This window comes from Corynebacterium halotolerans (assembly GCF_050107895.1).
Classification (GTDB): Bacteria; Actinomycetota; Actinomycetes; order Mycobacteriales; family Mycobacteriaceae; genus Corynebacterium; species Corynebacterium halotolerans_B.
In genome coordinates, this window is record NZ_JBNILW010000007.1 from 141,555 (window position 1) to 160,601 (window position 19,047).

Consider the following 19,047-nt stretch of genomic DNA (forward strand, 5'->3'; position numbering starts at 1 on the left):
TCCTGACCTGGGGGAACACACTGGAGAGCAGTTCAGTACCCCCAGTTCCCAAGGAAGGCACCGCATCATGTTTCTCGGTCTCCGCGACCTCGTCCACGCCAAGGGGAGGTTCTCCCTCATCGGCGCGGTCGTGGGTCTGATCACCCTCCTGCTGGTCATGCTCACCGGTCTGACCGGTGGCCTCGGCCAGCAGAACACCTCAGCGCTCGAAGCCCTCGACCCGGACCGCTTCGTCTTCGCCGCCACCACCCCGGGCGAGGAGGCGGAGGTCTCCTTCACGGATAGCCAGATCACCACCGGCCTCGTCGAGCAGTGGCGGGACCTCGATGGCATTGACACAGTCGTGCCACTCGGCGCCACCCAGACCCGGCTGGAGGCCACCGGCGCCTCCTCCGTCGCCGTCCTCGGCATGCCGGCGGGCGCCGAGCTCCCCGGCGGCGGCACCCTCGGCGAGGGCCTCGTGCTCTCGGAATCCGTCGCGGAGGAGCAGAACATCGCCACCGGTGACACCGTCACCCTCGGCGGCCAAGAGGTGGAAGTCACCGGCACCACCGCCGACGAGTACTACTCCCACAGCCCCGTCGTCTGGACGGACACCGGCACCTGGACTGAGGTGGCGCACGTGGGCGATCGCGTCGTCGGCACCGCGCTCCTGGTGGACGGCTCCCTGGACAAGGAGGCCTGGGCCACCGCGGCGGCCGCCACTGATACGACGGCCACGGACACCAGCGGGGCGTTCGCTGGCCTGCCGGCCTACAGCTCGGAACAGGGTTCCCTGGTGACCATGCAGGGCTTCCTCTACGCCATCTCCGCCCTGGTCACCGTCTCCTTCCTCACCGTCTGGACCATCCAGCGCACCCGCGACCTGTCCATCCTGCGGGCCCTCGGCGCCTCCGGGCGCTACCTGCTCCGCGACGCCCTCGGCCAGTCCGCCGTCATCCTCGCCCTCGGCACCACCCTCGGCGCCCTGCTCGGCTGGGGACTCGGCACCCTGGCGGGCCAGGCGGTGCCCTTCGAGCTCAGCGTCCTCAACGTCGCTGGCCCCGCCATCGGAATCTGGTTGCTCGGCATGCTCGGCGCCTTCTTCGCCACCCGCAAGGTATCCCAGGTAGACCCCATGATCGCACTCGGAGGTAACGCTTAAATGTCCACCGCAACCGCACTGAAGACCCACCTGACCATTTCCGACGCCCGGGTGGTCTACCCGGACGGCACCACCACCGTCACCGCCCTGGACGGAGTCTCACTGAGCGCCCGCGCACGCGAGATGACCGCCATCATCGGCGAATCCGGCTCCGGCAAATCCACCCTGCTCTCCGTCGCCGCCGCCCTGATCGCCCCGGACTCCGGTGATGTCACCGTGGCAGGCGAACGGGTCGACGGTACCGACGACACCGAACGGGCACGGATCCGCCGCGAACACATCGGCTTCATCTTCCAGCAACCCAACCTTGTGGCCTCCCTGAACGCCCGCGACCAGCTGCTGCTGACCGATCACATCCGCGGAGTCCGCGGCAAGGAACTGCGCAACCGCGCCCGGCGCGCCGATGATCTGCTGGACCGGGTCGGCCTGGGCGGGTTCGGCGAGCGCCGCATGCACCAGATGTCCGGCGGCCAGCGCCAGCGCGTCAACATCGCCCGGGCCCTCATGGGCTCCCCCGAGCTGCTGCTGGCCGATGAACCCACCTCCGCGCTCGACCACCAGCTCTCCCACGAGATCGTGGAGCTGCTGCGCTCTCTCACCGATGATCTCGGCTTCGCCACCGTCATGGTCACCCACGACCGCGGCCTGCTGCACGTGATGGATCAGGTGGTGGAGATCCGGGACGGTCGGGTGCTGGAGGGGCCTGAGCGCCAGTAGAGTCGGCGGACAACGCTGACGACGAATCAGGAAACCCCAGCCATGAGTACTTCCGCGGAACCCACCCATCCTGATCACCTCGAGCTGCGTGCCCGACGGCTCATCGCCCAAGGGCTGGCCCCCACCGGTGCGCGTGCGCAGCTGCGCACTCCACTCGACGTCGCCCGGCACCTGCTGGCCCTGCAGGGTCAGAACTACCAGGCCGGCATCGCCGCTCTCGCGGTGCGCGCCGGGGTGGACGTGGCGGCGGTGCTCGCGGCCGTCGACACCCGCGAGCTCATCCGTACCTGGCCGCAGCGCGGCACGCTGCACTTCATGGCGGCCGAGGACGCGCGGTGGATGATGCGGTTGTGCAATCCGCGGGTGGCGCGCGCTCAGGAGCAGCGCCGTCCGCAACTGGGCATTGGCCCGGACGCCTTCGCTGCCGCCCGGGAGGCGTTTCACGGGAAACTCCTGGAGCCCGCCGACGAACCGTTGACCCGGCGGGGAGCCTATGCGGTGTTCGCCGCCGCCGGCGTCGATCCGGCCGACGGACGGGGTTCGCACCTGTTGCGCGCCTTCGGCGGAGAAGGGGATGTGGTCCAGGGGCCGAAACTGGGCACGGAGGAGACCTTCCTGCACGTCAATCACCTGCCGGTGCTCCAGCGCGAGCTCAGCGGTGACGAGGCACTCGCGGAACTGGGCAGCCGCTACTTCCACGCCCACGGCCCGGCGCGGGTGAAGGACCTGGCGTGGTGGTCCGGGCTGAGTCAGACCGAGGCGAAACGCGCCCGGCAGCTGTCCCGGGACGTCACAGAGATTGAGCTCGCTGGCGAGACCTTCGTGATGGGGGCCTGGCAGGAGCAGGTCACCGGCGAAGAACTACAGGCCGCGCTGGAACGGGACTACATCCTGCCGGCCTTCGACGAATACCTCCTCGGCTACGGCACCCGCGCCGAGATCGTGGCCCCGGAGATCGCGCCGGAAGTGCTCAGCAAGAACGGCCTGAGCTGGCCGTTCCACGTCTCGAGCGGGGCGATCACTGGCCGGGCCACGTAGCCAGCCGGGCATTGGCCTGGGGAACGGCCGCTGCGATCTTCGACGCCGAGGTGGGCGCGGGCCCGTCCGGGGTTTGGGCGGCCAGGGCGGCGGCTACCGAGTGGATCCGCACCGCGGTTTCCACGTCCTGGTACTGGTCCGGCAGCAGTGACCGTTCCCACTCCGGGTACCGGTCCTTCATCCACTCCATGTGCGCCTCCCATTCGGCCATGAGCGCTCCCGCGATACCGGAGAGCACGTCTCCGGAACCGGCCGTGGCACCCCAGGAGGAACCGGCGTCGATCACTCGGACGCGAACGCCGTAGGCGATCACCGTGCGGCGCCCCTTCAGGAGCACGCCGCAGCCCAGTGTCCGGGCCATGGCACGTGCGGCCCCGATCCGGTCCTCGTCCGGGTCCGGGATCTCCTCCTCCAAAGCATCGGCCAGCCGGCGGAACTCGCCGGCGTGCGGGGTCAGCAGCGTCGGGACCGTCCGGTTCCGCAGTTTCTCCCGCAGGTTCGCGTGCGCAGAGAGCAAAGTGATGGCATCGGCGTCGATGAGCAGCGCCTCCGCGCGGTCCAGCAACCAGGCCAGCTCCTCGTATGCGGCGTCATCGGTGCCGCGGCCCGGGCCGACCACCCAGGACTGCACCCGGCCGGCGCTTTCGACATCGGCGTGCGCGATCACCTCGGGCAGGGCGCGGACGACCTCCTCCCAGCCGCTGCCGATGTAGCGCACCATGGAACTGGTGGCCCGCACCGCGCCTGCGGTGCACAACACGGCGGCGCCGCGGTAGGCATCGGAGCCGGCGCAGACGCCCACCACTCCCCCGCTGTACTTGTCTGAGTCCGCGCCGGGCTCGGTTCGTAGCCCGTAGATGCCGGGCCGGACGGTACGTAGCTCCACCTGCTTTGACGCGGACCAGTCGAAGCGTGGGTGCTGGTCCGGCCAGGCGCGCTCGGCCTGAATTTCGGAACCGCCCTCGCTGAAGTCCTTGGCGAAGATGTTGAAGAGGGATTGCCCCAGGTTCAAGGCGCCCTCTTCCGTCTTCAGCCCCAGATCCCCCACGACCACCTCCCCGCAGTCCGTGGCCACCGCATGCGCTGGCCGCAGCCCACCGAAGGTGACCGTGACATCGGCCTGCACATGTGCGGGGACCCGCTCGATCTTGAGGGGGGAGTCTTCCTGGCTGGGCTGGCGAGCCGGCACCTCCACCTTCTCCGGTAGGGCTCCGGTGTCGGCGTTGATGCCGGAGGGGACGTCGATGGCCAGAATCGGGACACGGGGGTAGAACTCGCCATTCAGTGTGCGCGCGACCTCCGGGGAGAGCCCGCCATGGCCGCCGATGCCGAGGATGCCGTCAATGAGCAGATGGTAATCCTGTGTGCGTTCCCCGACCTCAGGGATGTCGTCGAGTACCCGGCCCCCGGCCTCCCGAAACACGTCCAGGGCAGCCTCGTGAACTTTGCCCTCCCGGCCGAGCAACACGGCGTCGACGCCCCACCCCGCCGCGCACAGCAGGACCCCGGCGTAGAGGGCGTCACCGCCGTTGCCGCCGGAACCGACGAGCAGCAGCACCCGGCCACCAGTCCGGTGCTGCGGTCGCGGGACCGCCAGCATCACCTCTGCGGCGGCGGCGACCGCGCGGGCGGCTTCCTTCATCAGTTGGTCCTGCTCCGACTGTTGCTCGAGCAGCACCTGCTCGCCACGGCGAACCTGGTCGACGGTGAACACAAAGTTGGGGACGAAGCTCATGGCGCCCACGCTACCGGGATATGGTTTCGGGCATGAGAGAAACTGGCGGGCCCTCCCGTCCCTGGGTCGCTGTCACGTTGTTCGCCTTCGCTCTGGTGGTGCTGGCACTGACCACGCTGAAGTCCTTCTTCACCATCGGCCTGCTGTGGAAGCCGGAGAACCAGCGGGTGCGCTCCCTGGAGCTGATTCCGCTGGAGAACTGGTTCACCTCGGAGACCTGGTTCTCCCCGGTCTTCGACACCCTCGGCAACATCGCGTTCTTTGCGCCTCTTGGTATGCTCGCCGCGATCCTGCTGGGGAAGGTGCGGCACCGGGTGCTCAAGGTGGCGGGCCTGGCGGCACTGTTCAGCCTGGTGATCGAGCTGACGCAGTTCGCCTTCTCCCTTGGCCGCACCGACATTGACGACCTGGTGTTCAACACCCTCGGCGGACTGGTGGGTGCCTGGCTGGCGGGGCTCGGCGGGAAGCGCTGGCACACCCTGTTGACCGTGCTCAGCGGTTTGGCGGTGGTGGTGTTCGTCGTGCTGGTGATGCTGGGGCCGAGTCTCGGGGACCCGTCGAAAGTGGCGCCGACGGGCTGAACATCCGCTGGCTATGAGCTGTGTCTCACATTGGGCGGCGTTTGTGGCTAGCGTGGGTGTTGTACCTGCACAAATCCCACGACGCACAGGAGATCGCCATGACCCGTATCGCCATCATCGTCGGCAGCACCCGCCCCAATCGCCTGGCTCCCCAGGTGGCTGAGTGGGTGCACGAGAATGCCCAGCATCACCCCGGCGCCACCTTCGAGCTGGTGGACGTCGCCGACCAGAACCTGCCGCTGCTCGACGAACCCCTGCCACCGGCCATGGGCCAGTACGCCAATGACCACACCAAGGCCTGGGCGGAAAAGATCGCCTCCTATGACGGCTTCATCTTCGTCACCCCCGAGTACAACCACTCCGTGCCTGCCGCGCTCAAGAATGCGGTGGACTACGTCTACGCCGAGTGGAACAACAAGGCCATCGGGTTCGTCAGTTACGGCAGCGCCGGCGGTACCCGTGCTGTCGAGGCCTGGCGGTTGATCGCGGCGGAGCTGCAGATGGCTGACGTCCGCGCCCAGGTCTTCCTCTCCTTCGCGAACGAGTTCGAGGACATGTCCGAGTTCCGCCCCACGGACGGTTCCACCAAGGCACTGACCGATGTCTTCGACCAGGTCACCAGGTGGGCCGAGGCGCTCAAGACCGTGCGGGAATAGGAGCGGGGTTCCCCGCGGCGTCGACAAGCGTTACTTCGCCTGGCACTCCGGGCACCAGAACAGGTTGCGGCCCTCCATGACCTGCTCGGCGATCGGGGTGCCACAGATGAAGCAGGGCTGGCCGGTACGGCGGTAGGTGTAGACCTCACCGCCGTGGTCGTCCTGACGCGGTTCCCTCCCCATCGCCTCCGGGGTGTGCTCCGGCCGGACGGTGTCGATCCGCGCGGCCGCCACGCCCTCGGCCATCAGGCCCACCAGGTCCGCCCAGATCGAGTCGAACTCATTTCGCTGCAGTTTCCTTCCCGCCCGAAACGGTGAGATGCCCAGCCGGAACAACGTTTCCGCCCGGTAGATATTGCCCACTCCGGCGAAGAGTTTCTGGTCCATCAGCAGCGAACCGATGCTGCGGGTGGACCGCTTCACCTTCTGCCAGATCGGCGCCGGGTCGGAATCGCTGCGGATGGGATCCGCACCCAGCTTGGCGACGGCCGCGTCGCGCTCGTCCTCGGTGATCAACCGGCACCACTGCGGGCCGCGGAGATCCGCGGCGAGTTCGCCGTCACTCAGGCGCAGCCGCACCTGGCCGCGCGGGGTGGTCTCCGGCTCGAACTGCAGGGTGCCGATGAGTCCTAAATGGATGTAGATGATGTGGGCGGGATCGTCGGCGTCGAACTCCACGAACAGGTGCTTGCCGAAGGCCTCCGCGTGACTGAGGGCATGTCCGTCGAGGCGGGCGGCCTCGGCGGCGAACCTGCCCTGGGGAGAGGTCACCCGCAGTGTTTTCCCGGCATAGAAGGAGTTCATCTTGCCGGCGAGATGGTGAATGACATGACCTTCAGGCATGTCTGCCAGCTTAGCGAGCGGCCGGGACGGTTCTGGCGGGTGCCCGGGGACGGTGGGGTTTTGTGCGCGCGGAGTGAAAGCCAGGACCTTTTGCCGGCCGCGAATCAGCTCTCGGAGGCTCCGGATGTCCTCCGGAGCTGACACGTGCAACGGCAGGGAGGGCGTGGCGGTGGTCTCCGGCGACTGATTCAGGGTGAACAGGGTGGTTCCACCGTGAGGTGACGTTGTCCTGCACCGTCGGGAATAGCACCGGTGAAGTCAGCGAACGGCAAAGGATTTCGGAAGCGGAACCCCAACGGCGGGCGAACGAGGTCAATGGTGGCGGGGATGAGAGCCGCCGAGACCTGGGGCACGGGTTCGGCCTGGCACCAGTGTCTCCACCCGGGCATGGGACAGCCCGAATACAGGGCTTATGGCGAAGGCTGGCATCTTGGGCCAATTCTGTTGCGCTCCAGACAAACTATCTGACTGTGTTCTGGATCATACTCATGCATGGTTCACCTCCCCAACGACCTAATCGGAGACTTCCATGAGTGACCGAACAACATTGAAACGAGGGCAGTTGGGCACCACTGCGCTTGTGTTCATGATCATCGCGGCTTCGGCGCCGTTGACGGTGCTGGCGGGTGGAGCACCCACGAATTTGGCGGTGTCTGGCCTGTTGGGTCTGCCGCTGAGCTATCTGGTGCTTGGTGTCGTCCTTATTCTCTTCGCCATCGGCTATTCGGCGATGAGTTCCCGGATTCATAACGCAGGTGCCTTCTACGCCTATATTTCCCAGGGTCTGGGGCCGCGGCAGGGAATCGCCGCGGCGTTGCTGGCCCTGGTCACCTACAACATGCTGCAGGCCAGCCTTTATGGTCTGTTTGGTTTCTCTCTTTCTGCAGCGATCGCCACCTGGACTTCCGTTCAACTGCCCTGGTGGTTGGTCGGGGCCGTCGGCTGGTTGCTGGTGGCGTTGCTGGGGGTCAGGAACGTTGACTTCTCCGCCAAGATTCTCGGTGTGCTGGTGGCCCTTGAGTTCCTGGTGGTGGCCATCGTCATGGGTATTGCGTTGACTCATGCCCCGGAGGGGGTGAGCGTGGTCTCGCTACGGTACGGGGACTTCATGAGCTCGGGAGTGGGCGTTCTGCTGGCCTTCTCCATCGCGGCTTTCATGGGGTTTGAATCAGGGGCGATCTATTCGGAGGAGACGAAGGATCCCAAGCGGACCGTTGCCCGGGCCACCTATATCGCGGTAGCGATCATCGCCCTCTTCTACGGGCTGTCGACGTGGGCGCTCACCATGGGGGTGGGCCCCTCCGCGATCATCGACGAAGCCAGGACTTATGGTCCTGATCTGGTCTTCGTGTGGCTGGCGGAGTTTTCACCGCTCCTCTCTGATGTGGCTCACCTGCTCTTTGTCACCAGCATCTTTGCGGCACTGGTGGCGTTTCACAACGCCTCAGCCCGCTACTTCTTCGCGCTCGGGCGTTCCCGGGTGTTGCCGCAGGTACTGGGAAGAACCGGTGGAAACGGGTCCCCGGTGGCCGGATCGGTCGCCCAGTCAACGGTTGGGCTCGGGGTGGTGATTCTGTTCGCGTTGACCGGCATCAACTCCTCGCTGGGAGAGCTGTACCCGGTGATCACCCTGTTCACGTGGTTCTCCACCGCAGCGGCTTTCGGCCTGGTTTTCCTGATGGCCGTGACCTCGGTTGCGGTGCTGGTGTGGTTCAGAGGAAACCATCATGGTTTTGGCGTCTTCACGCGCGTCATCGCCCCGGCACTGGCGACCATTGCCTTGATCTCCGTGGCCGTGCTCATCCTCATCAACTTCGATCTCATGATCGGGGAGGAGTCGCCGCGGGCAATGGTCTTCATTATGCCGGGAATCATCATCGGCTCGGGCGTGCTCGGCGCGTTGTGGTCCCTCCGATTCGACCGGCACACCGACATCCACACCATCCCTGATGATGAACCGCCGGTGGAAGCTGAGGCCACCGGGGCTGACTCAGCTTCGGCATCCGCCACCTTGACCGCCCCCTAGCCATGCTTTACGCATAACCGACCACACAATTTTAAGGAGCAGTTCATGAGCAAGAAAGTCATCGTCATCGGTGCCGGATTCGCCGGACTGATCGCGGCCCGGGAGCTGCAGAGCGCAGGGATCGAGGTCGAGGTCCTCGAAGCCCGTGACCGCATCGGTGGCCGAGCATGGACCGACAACCGGCTGGGGGCGCAACTGGAGATGGGAGCGACCTGGGTGCACTGGCACCAGCCGCACGTATGGGCGGAGATCACCCGCTACGGGCAAAAAATCCACGAGAGCCCAGCCCCGGAGCAGGCCTTCTGGCTGGCCGATGGCCGACTATTCCGCGGCACCGAAGAGGAGATGGACGGCCGCCGGGCACGCGCCATGGAAAAGATCTATGACGGCTCCCGAACATTCTTCCCCAACCCCTATGAGCCACTTTCGGCGCTCAACGATCCCGCACTGCGGGAGGATTTCCTGGCAACCGACCAGCGTTCTCCACTGGAGGAGCTGATCGGCGGAGATTTCTCACAGGAGGAGATCGACCTTTGTGAGGCGTACTGGTCCGGGGGCTATATCGGCGATCCACACCAGGGATCCGCCCTGATGGCAAAGCAGTGGGCGGCCCTCTGTGACCATCGGTTGGAGGCGGTGGACGCCCAGACGCTGCAGTACAAGCTGGTGAAAGGTATGCGTGGCATCTATGAGAATATCGCTGCGGATCTGCGTTGCCCGATCCGGTTGCACACACCGGTCACCGCCATCGCCCATGGTGAGAGCTCCGCCGAGGTCACCCTCGCGGACGGCGAGAAACTGCGGGCGGACGGGGTTGTTGTCACGGTGCCGGTCGGGGCATTGGACGCTATCGAGTGTGATCCGCCCTTGCCTCCCGGTATGCGCCGGGTGATCGATCAGAAGTGGAACTCCACCGGAGGCAAGATCTGGATCAAGGTCAAGGGGCACCATAGCTTCACGGCAATGGCACCGCAGCCGGCCGTGGTCAACGTACTTAAGTCGGAGGTGTTCACGGAGGACGGAAACACCATCATTGTCGGTTTCGGTGCTTATCACCAGAAGTTTGATTTCGGGAATCCTGCCTGCGGCCAACAGATCATCAACCAGTGGCGCGATGATCTCGAGGTGGTGGACTGCACGGGCCATGACTGGGTAGCGGACCGATGGAGTGGCCAAGCGTGGGCCACCCTGAAGAAGGGGCAGTTTACCGATGGCTGGCACCACTTCCGCGAGACAGGTACCCGAATGCGCTTCGCTGGCGCAGATTGGGCGAACGGCTGGCGTGGGGTGTGCGTGGACGGTGCCATCGAGATGGGCCTGAGCACCGCCCGGCAGCTGATCCGGGATCTCGTCTAGTCAGTACTGTCCTGGGCTGGGGATTGTGAGACGGGCAGTTCGGGCCCAGGGAACGTAATGGCAGTGGCTCTGAACAAGCAGAATCGGAGTTTGCCGCGGTTCCCGGGAGCTGGTTCAGCAAGGGGTGCCACCGGCGTGCACGGCCAGCTTCCACAATGACATCCCACTGCTTTTCGGCGGTGCTCCTTGAGCGACGTCGTGCCACTGCCGCAAGACCGCCGACCGGCGGGGAGCTGCGGATGCGATTGGCATGGGACCGTCGATGCTGCAGAACCCGAACCTGGGCCTGGTACTCCTTGATGCCGGGCCGGTGACGTGGGTGTGATTCGTCCCGCGGGGCAGCGGTTTCAACGGCCCGCCACCCTCATGAAAACACTGTCTACCGCGGCCGTGTCCGTTCAACCAAGATGAACCGAATACACCTGTGACAGCTCCGTGGCAGGTGATTCTGGAGATGTGGTTGCGGTTATCTCAGCCATTTCCTGAGGTGATCCGACTCCGGAAGGAGCGCGGAGATTCCCCGTACTCGGCTCGAAAAGCTTTGGAGACGTGCGAGGCATCGAGAAGCCCGTAACGGGCGCTGATCACATGAACCGGCGTGTCTTTCAACGTGGGATTGGCGAGATCGGCATGGATTGCGGCTAGCCTGCAGGTACGGATATAAGTGGCGACTGTGGTTCCCATCGCGGAGAAATGGGTGTGCAGGCTGCGGACAGAAACATAGAGGGCCTCGGCGATGGTTCCCGGGGAGAGGTCTGGGTCGGCGAGATGATCGTCTATGTAGCCACTTGCCTGCCGGAAGAGCAGGGAAGCCTCGGCGGCTTCCTCACCGAGCTTCTGGATGTGATCGGCGAGCACGGTCACCAGCAGATCAAAGGAAGTCTGCATCAGGGATTTCGCGTGTTGTCCATGAAGCTCATCCAGATTGGCGGCCAACTGCTCGAACAACGGGACCGCCACCTTGCCCAGGCCCTCATGGCGTGACACGGGGACAGCAGTGACTTGGTCGAGCTGGTCATCACGCAGATGGAGAAAGGCGCGGGGGAAGTAGACCACCAGGCTGTGCTGGGGATCCCGGAACACCAGGCTGTACGGCCGCTCAACGGTATAGAGGGCCAAGTCGCCTGGACGCATTTCGCAGGAACGACCATCCTGCAGCAGGGTGGCTGTTCCCTTGATCTGGAGACTCAATTTGCACTTGGCGGCCCGGGGGTCAGAGAGGGTGTTCTTGGCATGAATGACGGTATGGGCGTCGGAACGCATGTCAAACAATTCCACCTCCCCGACCTGCTGCCGTAGTGCTGTGCCGCGGAAGTTTGGTGCCGGGCAGGTCGCCCGGACATTACTGAAGCTGCCGGCAACCATCCGGCGCCACTCGGTGAAGTTGTACTGCTGCCCGGATTCCATGGGGAACTCCTGTTGACACGGGAATTACTGGGTGAGGATTGTATTCACCATAGGTGACGCACCACACACTGTGGAACAACTTGGGCGCACGCTAAAGCAATTCCTTACTCCTTACGGGTGTCAGGATGGTCTCACCCGGCACCCAAACAGCGTCTCGACAATGTCGTGATGCCGGTGGAAGAACCGGGAAACCTCACTGACCACCTCACCCATATGGAGCTCCCTGTCATGAACCAGCCGCTTCTGGAAACCAGCGCCCTCACCATGGCCTCCGGCCGAGCGATACACGATCCCGCCACCGGGGACCTCATCGGCCATGCCCCCGAGCACACCGTGGCTGATCTGGATGCAGCGGTGGCCGTGGCCACGGCGGTGCAGCCGGCCTGGGAGGCAGCGGGACATGGTGAGCGTTCCCGGCTGCTCAAGGCTGCCGCGGATGCGATCGACGAACAGGCGGAAACCCTGGCGCACCTGCTCAGCCGTGAAACCGGTAAGCCGCTCAACGGGCCCAACGCCCGCCTGGAGGTGGCGCAGAGCAGCGCCTGGTTGCGTGCCACCGCTGAATTTGACACCCCGGGCGAGGTCCTGGTTGACGATGGGCAAGCCTATGCCACCCTGGCCTATGAAGCGGTCGGGGTGGTGGGGGCCATCGGCCCCTGGAACTGGCCATTGATGATCACCATCTGGCAGATCGCCCCTTCCTTGCGTATGGGTAACACCGTGGTGGTCAAGCCCTCGGAATACTCTCCGCTGAGCGTGCTGGCGCTGGGTGAGATTCTCAACAGCGTCCTCCCGGAAGGAGTGCTCCAGGTCGTTTCCGGCGGTCGGGAGGTCGGTGCCCGGATCAGTGAGCACGAGGACATCGCAAAGGTCATGTTCACTGGTTCGACCCGCACCGGGAAGGCCATCGCAGCCGCAGGTGCGGCGAATCTGAAGCGGCTGACCCTGGAGCTGGGTGGTAATGACGCCGCCATCGTGCTCGATGACTGTGATCCTGAGGTCATTGCGGAGGATTTGTTTTGGGGGGCCTTCATCAACACCGGACAGACGTGTGCCGCTATCAAACGCATCTATGTGGCAGACAATATCCATGACGAGGTCGCAGAGGCACTGGCCGCTATCGCCCGCGACGTTCCAATGGGGCCGGGGCTGGACGAGAACAATGTCCTTGGCCCCCTGCAGAATCGGCAGCAGTACGACATCGTGACCAGGCTCGTTGATGCCGCCCGAGAAGGTGGCGCACGAATTCTGGTCGGTGGTGATCCCGCTGAGGGGCCGGGCAACTTCTACCCGGCGACCATCGTCGCCGATATCGCGCCGGATAACCCGCTTGTGGTGGAGGAGCAGTTCGGCCCGGCCTTGCCCATTATCCGCTACAGCGACCTGGACCAGGCGGTGGCCTGGGCCAATGGGTTGGATGTCGGGCTCGGCGCCTCGGTGTGGTCAGCGGACCGAGACCGGGCACTGGAGGTAGCCAAGCGGGTCAAGGCCGGCACCGTGTGGATCAACAGCCACGCGGTACCTGACCCACGCATCCCCTTCGGAGGTATCAAACAGTCCGGCTACGGTCTGGAGTTCGGTGCGGAGGGGCTGAAGTCCGTGGCAGTACCCAAGGTCTACAACGGCTGATACGCCGGATCCGCCCCTGCTTCCGGCAGAGGCGGACACGAATCGGCGCCCGGAGACTTCAGGCGTCCTTCGCCGACACGTGCAACGGCAGGGAGAGTGTGGCGGTGGTCCCCTGCGGCTGATTCGGGGTGAACAGGATGGTTCCGCCGTGACGCTGCGCGATGTGCTCGGAGAGGATCAGGCCGATCCCGGAACCGTCCTTCTTGGTGCTGAACGCTCCAGCGGCCAGCTGGTCAGCGGGCACCGTCTGCATGCCTCGGCCCTGGTCGGAGACGGCTATGGAGGCCATCCCGCCGTACTCGGTGAGCTTGATGTCCAGTTGCTTCACCGCGGTTTCCGGGCGTCTGATCTCGTCGATGGCGTTCATGCACAGGTTGATGATCACCTGTCCGATGAGCACACTCTCGCCCGTCATGGTCAGTGGTTTCGCCCCCAGATCGGCGTTGACCGCCACTCCCTCCTCCTCGGCGCGCAGGCGCACGAAGTACAGGGACTCCTCCACGGTGGCGGGAAGACTGAATTCGGCGGTCGTGCTCTCGATGCGGCGGACATAGCGTTTGGCGGAGGCCACAATCTCTGACGCCCGTTTGAGCTGCTTCTCCACCATCTCGATGCCGTAGTTGAGCTTTTCCGGATCAAACGGAGGAGTGCTGATCCGGGCCTTCAGGCCGCTGAGGAAGTTGAGCGAGGCCGCCAGTGGCTGGCCCAGGTCATGCGCCATGACCATTGCCATGTCTCCCATGGCGTTGTAGCGGCTCAGATACTGCAGCTGGCTGCGCTGTGCCTCCTCCCGCTTCTCCGCCTCCACCCGGTCAGTGATGTCCCGGACCGTCAGTACCCGGTAGGTGCTCTCCTCAATCTCCACGTTCTCCAGGTAGCAGGCCAACCAGCGCAGGTCCTGGTTTCCCACGCTCACCTTCATCCGGAAGTTCACCCGCCCCTGCGGATGGGTGATCGGGGCACGGAGCTCATCCTCGCTGATACCGGGATCCGTGGCGCCGAGGTCGGAAAGATTCTGGCCGATGATGCCGTCAGCGGTGAAATTGAAGAGGCCCGCGGCATAGGGGGAGGCGCGCTCCACCTGGTTGTTTATGTCCAGCACCAGCACGCCGGCTGCCGTGTGGGACATTATCCGTTCCAGGGAGGTGGCGACCCATTCCGTGGACTCGATGGGCTCATCCCCCTCACTGACCAGGCGCATCTCAACCATGATGACTTCCTCACTCCGGAGGGGGACGATCGTCGCCACTGCCTCGGTGAGAAAGTCCCGGCCTTCGGCGTCCTGGTACTTCCACCGCTTCCGGCTGGATCCGTAGAGCGCCGCCGAGTGGAGCCAGGCCACTCCGTTCTCCCGACGGTAGGGACGTTCCTGGGAACTCATGTGATGGGCCTTGAGTGAACGCAACTCATCGACGTTGTACTTGAACATTTCACAGGCGCGCTCATTCGCCCAGAGCACTCGCAGAGTGTCTTTCTCGTGGAGAAGGACACCGACGCGTGAATGCTGTGCCAGGGTCAGACGTTCTTCAGGCGTGGGGATCATGCCTTTAGATCCTAAGATCCTTTTCCCTGCCGGTGGGATCGGGAAAAATCCGCTGTCAACTAAAGAAATGCTTAGTCACCTGCCGGTTTTCTCCAATACCGCAGCTGTGAAGCACGCCATAGCATCGCAGTCATAGCAATTGAAGTCGCAGAAATTGGAGAAGCTCATGGCCCTGGCAACGAGAAATGATGACGTCACGTTGAGTGACGTGGTCGCGGAACCGGCAGGCCCGGCCCGGGAGGCGGCCTTCCAGCACGCACTGGACGTGCTGCGGGAACGCCGTGATGAGTTCAACGAGCAGGGTTATGTTCCGCGGGACTACATGACCCTGCTCAAGAAGGCCGGCCTGTTCCGGGTCGCCGTCCCGGAAAAGTTCGGTGGGGAACCGCTGCCACCGGCGGAGTTCATGAAGCAGGTGGAGCAGATCTCCGCCGTGGACCCGGCCACCGGTTGGGTCGCCAGCTTCGGCTCCGCACTGGTCTACTTCTCCTCCCTGCCGGTGGAGACCCAGCGCCAGCTCTACTCCCAGAGCAAGGACATCGTCTTCGCCGCCGGAATGTTCCCGATGTTTGAGGCCGAGAAGGTCGAGGGCGGTTACCTCTGCTCCGGTGAATGGCAGTTCGCCAGCGGCTGCAAGGGGGCGGATCTGCTCGGCATGGGTCTCCGTGGTGGCGAGGAGACCGGCGGTAAGCCGCTCACCGCTCTGATCGACCGGTCCAAGGTGGAGATCGTGGACAACTGGGACGTCGCCGGGATGAAGGCCACAGGATCCCACAACGTGGTCGCTGACCGGGTCTTCGTTCCGGAGTCGATGACCTTCATCCGCGGCGGGGAACCCACCATCGACGAGCCGATCACCCGCTACCCGGTCCTGGCCTACGCCGCACAGGTCCTGGCCGTGGTCACCCTCGGCGCCGCCCGTGGGGCGCTGGACTACGTCACCGAGGTCGGGTCCGGGAGCACCTCGATCACCGGTGGCCCCGCCAAGGGCAACCGGCCCGCGTACAAGGCGGGACTGGCGAAGGCCGAAGCCAAATTGCGCTCCGCCCAGGCGTTCTTCTACGGATCCACCGAGGAGGTGTGGGCGAAGGCGGTCGCCGGTGAAGAGATCACCGAGAACGACAAGGCGCTGCTGCGGCTGGCCTCCACCGAAGCGGCGCACGTCGGACGCGACGTCGTGATGAGCGCCTTCAATCTCGCCGGCACCGGGGCCATCTTCGCGCAGCATCCTCTGCAGCGGTACCTCCGCGACGGTCTGGTCCCGGCCCAGCACGCGATGCTCCAGGAGCACACCTACGAGGCCTCTGGCGCGCTGCTGATGGGACTCGACGCCGGCATCCCCAGCTTCCCCTGACCTTCGTCCCCTGAACCCACCCCCAGCCCAGTCACAAGGAGTCCTTCATGGCACAGGAACCACTGCGCACCCTCTTCTGCGTCGGCAACAACCAGAACTTCTTCGATCTCCCCAAGGCCGACATCGGCCCGGTGTGGATCGCCACCCAGAACTTTCTGACCAGCCTCCGCGACATGGACGGCGTGGAGGTCATCGGCACCTTCGACGATGACGCCCACATGGTCGGCCCCTCCGACGGTTGGCCGTGGACCTTCTACGTGCTTGCCGACGTCCGGGACCAGGAGACCGTCAAGGCGGCATGCAACCTGCTGCGCACCATCATGGTCGGCGAGTACGCCCTCTGGCGGTACTTCAAGATCGAGGCGCGGATGGGCCGGGAACTGGTCATCCGCGACGACGTCGAACTCTGATCCCGATTCCCGCACCGATACCCCACCCCTTACTGCTACTGGAGGACAACACATGACCACCACACACGAGCCCATGGGCGGATTCGCCACTCTGGTCGAGGACGACCGGGTCGCCGGCGCCCTCTACACCGATCCGGAGATCTTCCAGGAGGAGATGGAGAAGATCTTCTACAAGACCTGGGTCTGGGTCGCCCACGAGAGCGAGATCCCCGAGGCCGGGTCCTTCAAGACCACTTATGTCGGCGACCAACCGGTGATCGTCAACCGCGACCGCAAGGGCAACTTCAACACCCTGCTCAACCGCTGCCGCCACCGCGGCGCCACGGTCTGCGACCAGCGCAACGGCAAGGCCAACGGCTTCACCTGCCCGTACCACAACTGGTCCTACACCCTGGACGGCCGGTTGCGCGGCATCCCCTACCCCGATGGCTACGAGGGTGTGGTGGACAAGAAGGACTTCCCGCTGCAGAAACTGCGCACCGAGTCCTACCTGGGCATGATCTTCGCCACCTTCAACGAGGACGCTCCGCCGCTGGAGGAGCACCTGGGCGACGCGAAGATCTGGATGGAGCGTTTTCTCAAGCAGACCAACGGCTTCCCGGCCAAGGTCATCGGCATCCACAAGTTCCGCTTCAAGGGAAACTGGAAGATCCAGCTGGAGAACACCACCGACGGTTACCACTTCCCGATGGTGCACAAGTCCTGGATGGCATCCGTCGACTCCGAGACCGCCGACATGATGTCCTTCATGGATGACCCGGCCGCGGAAACCCACGCGTTGGGCAACGGCCACAGCGTGGGCATCATGGCCACCGCCCACGTGGATCTGGACATCGATGACGGTACCGAAGAGATCCAGCCGAGGTTCCAGCACCTGGTCGATGAACTCGAGGCCTCGGGTGAGAGCCCGGAGCGGGTCCGCCGCTACATGCGCTCCATGCACGGCTGCGGGTTCAACCTCAACATGTTCCCGAACATCGGCATGTCCTCGGCGTTCTTCCGGGTGCTGATTCCGATCTCGGTCGACGAGACCGAGATCTGGCACATGGCCCTCGGCATGGACGGTGGTCCGGAGTCCATCAACCGGGAGCGGCTCCGCATCCACGAGCACTTCCAGGGCCCCTTCGGCTTCGGCTCCCCGGATGACGCCGAGGGCTGGGACCGGGTCCAGATCGGCGCCGGCGGCAACCCGAACATGCCGATCCTGGTCAACCGTGGTCTGAACCGCGAATACAAGAACGACGAAGGCTGGCCCACCTCGCATGTCACCGACGAAACCGGCATGCGTGAGGCCTACTACATGTGGAAGAAGATGATGAGCGATGACTAATTCCCTGCTGCACCTCCAGGCGACCACTCTCTCCGATGAACGCGTGCTCCGTGCCATCGAGCTGATCTGGAAGGAGGCCGCTATCCTGGACGCCAAGGACTACCCGGCCTGGGAGGAGATGTTCACGGACGAGGGCTACTACGTGGTGCCGATCGATCCCGACACCGAGGATTTCGCGGCCTCGCTGAACATGATCTACGACGACAAGCGGATGCGCCGTCTGCGCGTCGAACGGATGATGCAGGGTTATGCCCCTTCCGCCGTCGCCGCTGCCCGGACCGCGCGGGTGGTGTCCACGTTCGTGGTCAAGTCGGTCTCGGATGAGGAGGTGGTCATCCGCTCCACGCAGGTGCTCACCGCGTTCAAGCGGAACAGCCACCAGACCCTCGGGGCGGAACTGACCCACACGATCGCCCTGTCCGACGAAGGTGACCGCATCGCGCAGAAGGTCGCCCGCCTCATCAACAGCGAAGATGCCGTCAGCGCCGCCGGCTTCCTGATCTAGGGGGACCGGAATGACCAATGACACAGCAGGGATCGCCCTGGTCACCGGCGCCGCCGGTGGAATGGGGCAGTTCATCGCCCGGCAACTGCACGCCGACGGCCACCGGGTCTACCTCGCGGACATCGCACTCGAGCAAGCTGACGCGCTGGCGAGGGAGCTGTCCCCGGACGGCGCCACCGCCCGCGCGATCCGTCTCGACGTCTCCCGCCGCCAGGACTTCGTCGACGCTCTGGCGGAGATCACCGAACACTGGGGAACGCCCACCATTCTGGTCAACAACGCCGCGGTCACCCGCGCGGCAGACCTGATGAGTCTGGGGGAAGAGGACTTCAACTCCGTGCTCACCACGAATGTGGACAGCATCTTCTTCGGTTGCCAGGTCATCGGCGCTGCCATGGCGGAGGCCGGTTACGGCCGCATCATCAACATGGCCTCGCTCGCCGGTCAAAACGGTGGCACCTCCACCGGCGGCCATTACGCGGCGTCCAAGGGGGCGATCCTGACCACCACCAAGATCTTCGCCCGGGAACTCGCGGCCAAGGGAGTGACGGTCAACGCCATCTCCCCCGGGCCGCACGATCTACCGATCGTCCACCAGACCGTGCCGGCGGACAAGCTCGACCAGGTGGTCGCGGGCATCCCGGTGCAGCGGCTGGGGAATCCGGCGTTCATCGCCCGAACCGTCGGCCTGTTGGCTGCTGCGGACGCGGCCTTTGTCACCGGTGCCTGCTGGGACATCAACGGTGGGCTCTACGTCCGCTGACCTGAACCAC

At 64.8% G+C, this 19,047-nt stretch carries 16 protein-coding genes and 1 pseudogene; 13 read left to right on the top strand and 4 right to left on the bottom strand.

Going from position 1 to position 19,047, the window contains the following annotated elements; all coding sequences use genetic code 11:
• Positions 1-67 precede the first annotated feature (67 nt).
• The 3 genes from ACQCVD_RS08770 to ACQCVD_RS08780 are packed head-to-tail and all read left to right on the top strand — an operon-like array spanning position 68 to position 2,899.
• Positions 68-1,144 (top strand): ABC transporter permease, encoded by a 1,077-nt coding sequence (locus ACQCVD_RS08770; protein WP_426823358.1) that lies wholly within the window; start codon positions 68-70, stop codon positions 1,142-1,144.
• A complete protein-coding gene (locus tag ACQCVD_RS08775) occupies positions 1,145-1,861 on the top strand; it encodes an ABC transporter ATP-binding protein (RefSeq protein ID WP_426823359.1) in 717 nt (238 codons plus the stop codon).
• 42 nt (positions 1,862-1,903) lie between these two features.
• Positions 1,904-2,899 (top strand): DNA glycosylase AlkZ-like family protein, encoded by a 996-nt coding sequence (locus ACQCVD_RS08780; protein WP_426823360.1) that lies wholly within the window; start codon positions 1,904-1,906, stop codon positions 2,897-2,899.
• On the opposite strand, the gene ACQCVD_RS08785 is transcribed toward ACQCVD_RS08780, so the two are convergent.
• Complete coding sequence (locus tag ACQCVD_RS08785) at positions 2,880-4,634, bottom strand: bifunctional ADP-dependent NAD(P)H-hydrate dehydratase/NAD(P)H-hydrate epimerase (RefSeq protein ID WP_426823361.1); 1,755 nt, start codon at positions 4,632-4,634, stop codon at positions 2,880-2,882. The genes ACQCVD_RS08780 and ACQCVD_RS08785 overlap by 20 nt on opposite strands.
• A gap of 32 nt (positions 4,635-4,666) precedes the next feature.
• On the opposite strand from ACQCVD_RS08785, the gene ACQCVD_RS08790 reads away from it, so the two are divergent.
• Together ACQCVD_RS08790 and ACQCVD_RS08795 are read left to right on the top strand one after the other, a co-directional pair.
• The gene (locus tag ACQCVD_RS08790; protein WP_426823362.1) at positions 4,667-5,215 is read left to right on the top strand and encodes a VanZ family protein; all 549 of its coding nucleotides are present in this window, start codon (positions 4,667-4,669) and stop codon (positions 5,213-5,215) included.
• Between the two features lie 98 nt (positions 5,216-5,313).
• Positions 5,314-5,871: an NADPH-dependent FMN reductase gene (locus tag ACQCVD_RS08795; protein WP_426823363.1), complete on the top strand. Its 558-nt coding sequence runs from the start codon at positions 5,314-5,316 to the stop codon at positions 5,869-5,871.
• Between the two features lie 30 nt (positions 5,872-5,901).
• On the opposite strand, the gene ACQCVD_RS08800 is transcribed toward ACQCVD_RS08795, so the two are convergent.
• Entirely contained in the window at positions 5,902-6,714 is an 813-nt protein-coding gene (locus ACQCVD_RS08800; protein ID WP_426823364.1) for an Fpg/Nei family DNA glycosylase, read from the bottom strand.
• 529 nt (positions 6,715-7,243) lie between these two features.
• On the opposite strand from ACQCVD_RS08800, the gene ACQCVD_RS08805 reads away from it, so the two are divergent.
• Together ACQCVD_RS08805 and ACQCVD_RS08810 are read left to right on the top strand one after the other, a co-directional pair.
• Positions 7,244-8,740 carry an APC family permease gene (locus ACQCVD_RS08805; protein ID WP_426823365.1) on the top strand — a complete coding sequence of 499 codons (1,497 nt, stop codon included), beginning with the start codon at positions 7,244-7,246 and terminating at the stop codon, positions 8,738-8,740.
• Positions 8,741-8,779: 39 nt separating this feature from the next.
• Positions 8,780-10,096, top strand: a pseudogene (locus ACQCVD_RS08810) (flavin monoamine oxidase family protein); the annotation flags it as partial.
• Positions 10,097-10,567: 471 nt separating this feature from the next.
• Here ACQCVD_RS08810 and ACQCVD_RS08815 read toward each other — a convergent pair.
• The gene (locus ACQCVD_RS08815) at positions 10,568-11,503 is read right to left on the bottom strand and encodes a helix-turn-helix domain-containing protein (protein ID WP_426823366.1); all 936 of its coding nucleotides are present in this window, start codon (positions 11,501-11,503) and stop codon (positions 10,568-10,570) included.
• A gap of 228 nt (positions 11,504-11,731) precedes the next feature.
• Here ACQCVD_RS08815 and ACQCVD_RS08820 point away from each other — a divergent pair, with 228 nt between their 5' ends.
• On the top strand, positions 11,732-13,132 hold the full coding sequence (locus ACQCVD_RS08820; protein WP_426823367.1) for an aldehyde dehydrogenase family protein: 1,401 nt from the start codon (positions 11,732-11,734) through the stop codon (positions 13,130-13,132).
• Positions 13,133-13,190: 58 nt separating this feature from the next.
• On the opposite strand, the gene ACQCVD_RS08825 is transcribed toward ACQCVD_RS08820, so the two are convergent.
• A complete protein-coding gene (locus tag ACQCVD_RS08825; RefSeq protein ID WP_426823368.1) occupies positions 13,191-14,675 on the bottom strand; it encodes an ATP-binding protein in 1,485 nt (494 codons plus the stop codon).
• 166 nt (positions 14,676-14,841) lie between these two features.
• Here ACQCVD_RS08825 and ACQCVD_RS08830 point away from each other — a divergent pair, with 166 nt between their 5' ends.
• The 5 genes from ACQCVD_RS08830 to ACQCVD_RS08850 are packed head-to-tail and all read left to right on the top strand — an operon-like array spanning position 14,842 to position 19,037.
• A complete protein-coding gene (locus tag ACQCVD_RS08830; RefSeq protein ID WP_426823413.1) occupies positions 14,842-16,029 on the top strand; it encodes an acyl-CoA dehydrogenase family protein in 1,188 nt (395 codons plus the stop codon).
• A gap of 47 nt (positions 16,030-16,076) precedes the next feature.
• On the top strand, positions 16,077-16,439 hold the full coding sequence (locus ACQCVD_RS08835; protein WP_426823369.1) for a hypothetical protein: 363 nt from the start codon (positions 16,077-16,079) through the stop codon (positions 16,437-16,439).
• 52 nt (positions 16,440-16,491) lie between these two features.
• Positions 16,492-17,769: an aromatic ring-hydroxylating oxygenase subunit alpha gene (locus ACQCVD_RS08840; protein WP_426823371.1), complete on the top strand. Its 1,278-nt coding sequence runs from the start codon at positions 16,492-16,494 to the stop codon at positions 17,767-17,769.
• Positions 17,762-18,274: an aromatic-ring-hydroxylating dioxygenase subunit beta gene (locus ACQCVD_RS08845; RefSeq protein ID WP_426823372.1), complete on the top strand. Its 513-nt coding sequence runs from the start codon at positions 17,762-17,764 to the stop codon at positions 18,272-18,274. Before ACQCVD_RS08840 ends, ACQCVD_RS08845 begins: the two co-directional genes overlap by 8 nt.
• 10 nt (positions 18,275-18,284) lie before the next feature.
• Positions 18,285-19,037, top strand: a complete 753-nt coding sequence (locus tag ACQCVD_RS08850; protein WP_426823373.1) for an SDR family NAD(P)-dependent oxidoreductase — start codon at positions 18,285-18,287, stop codon at positions 19,035-19,037.
• Positions 19,038-19,047 lie beyond the last annotated feature (10 nt).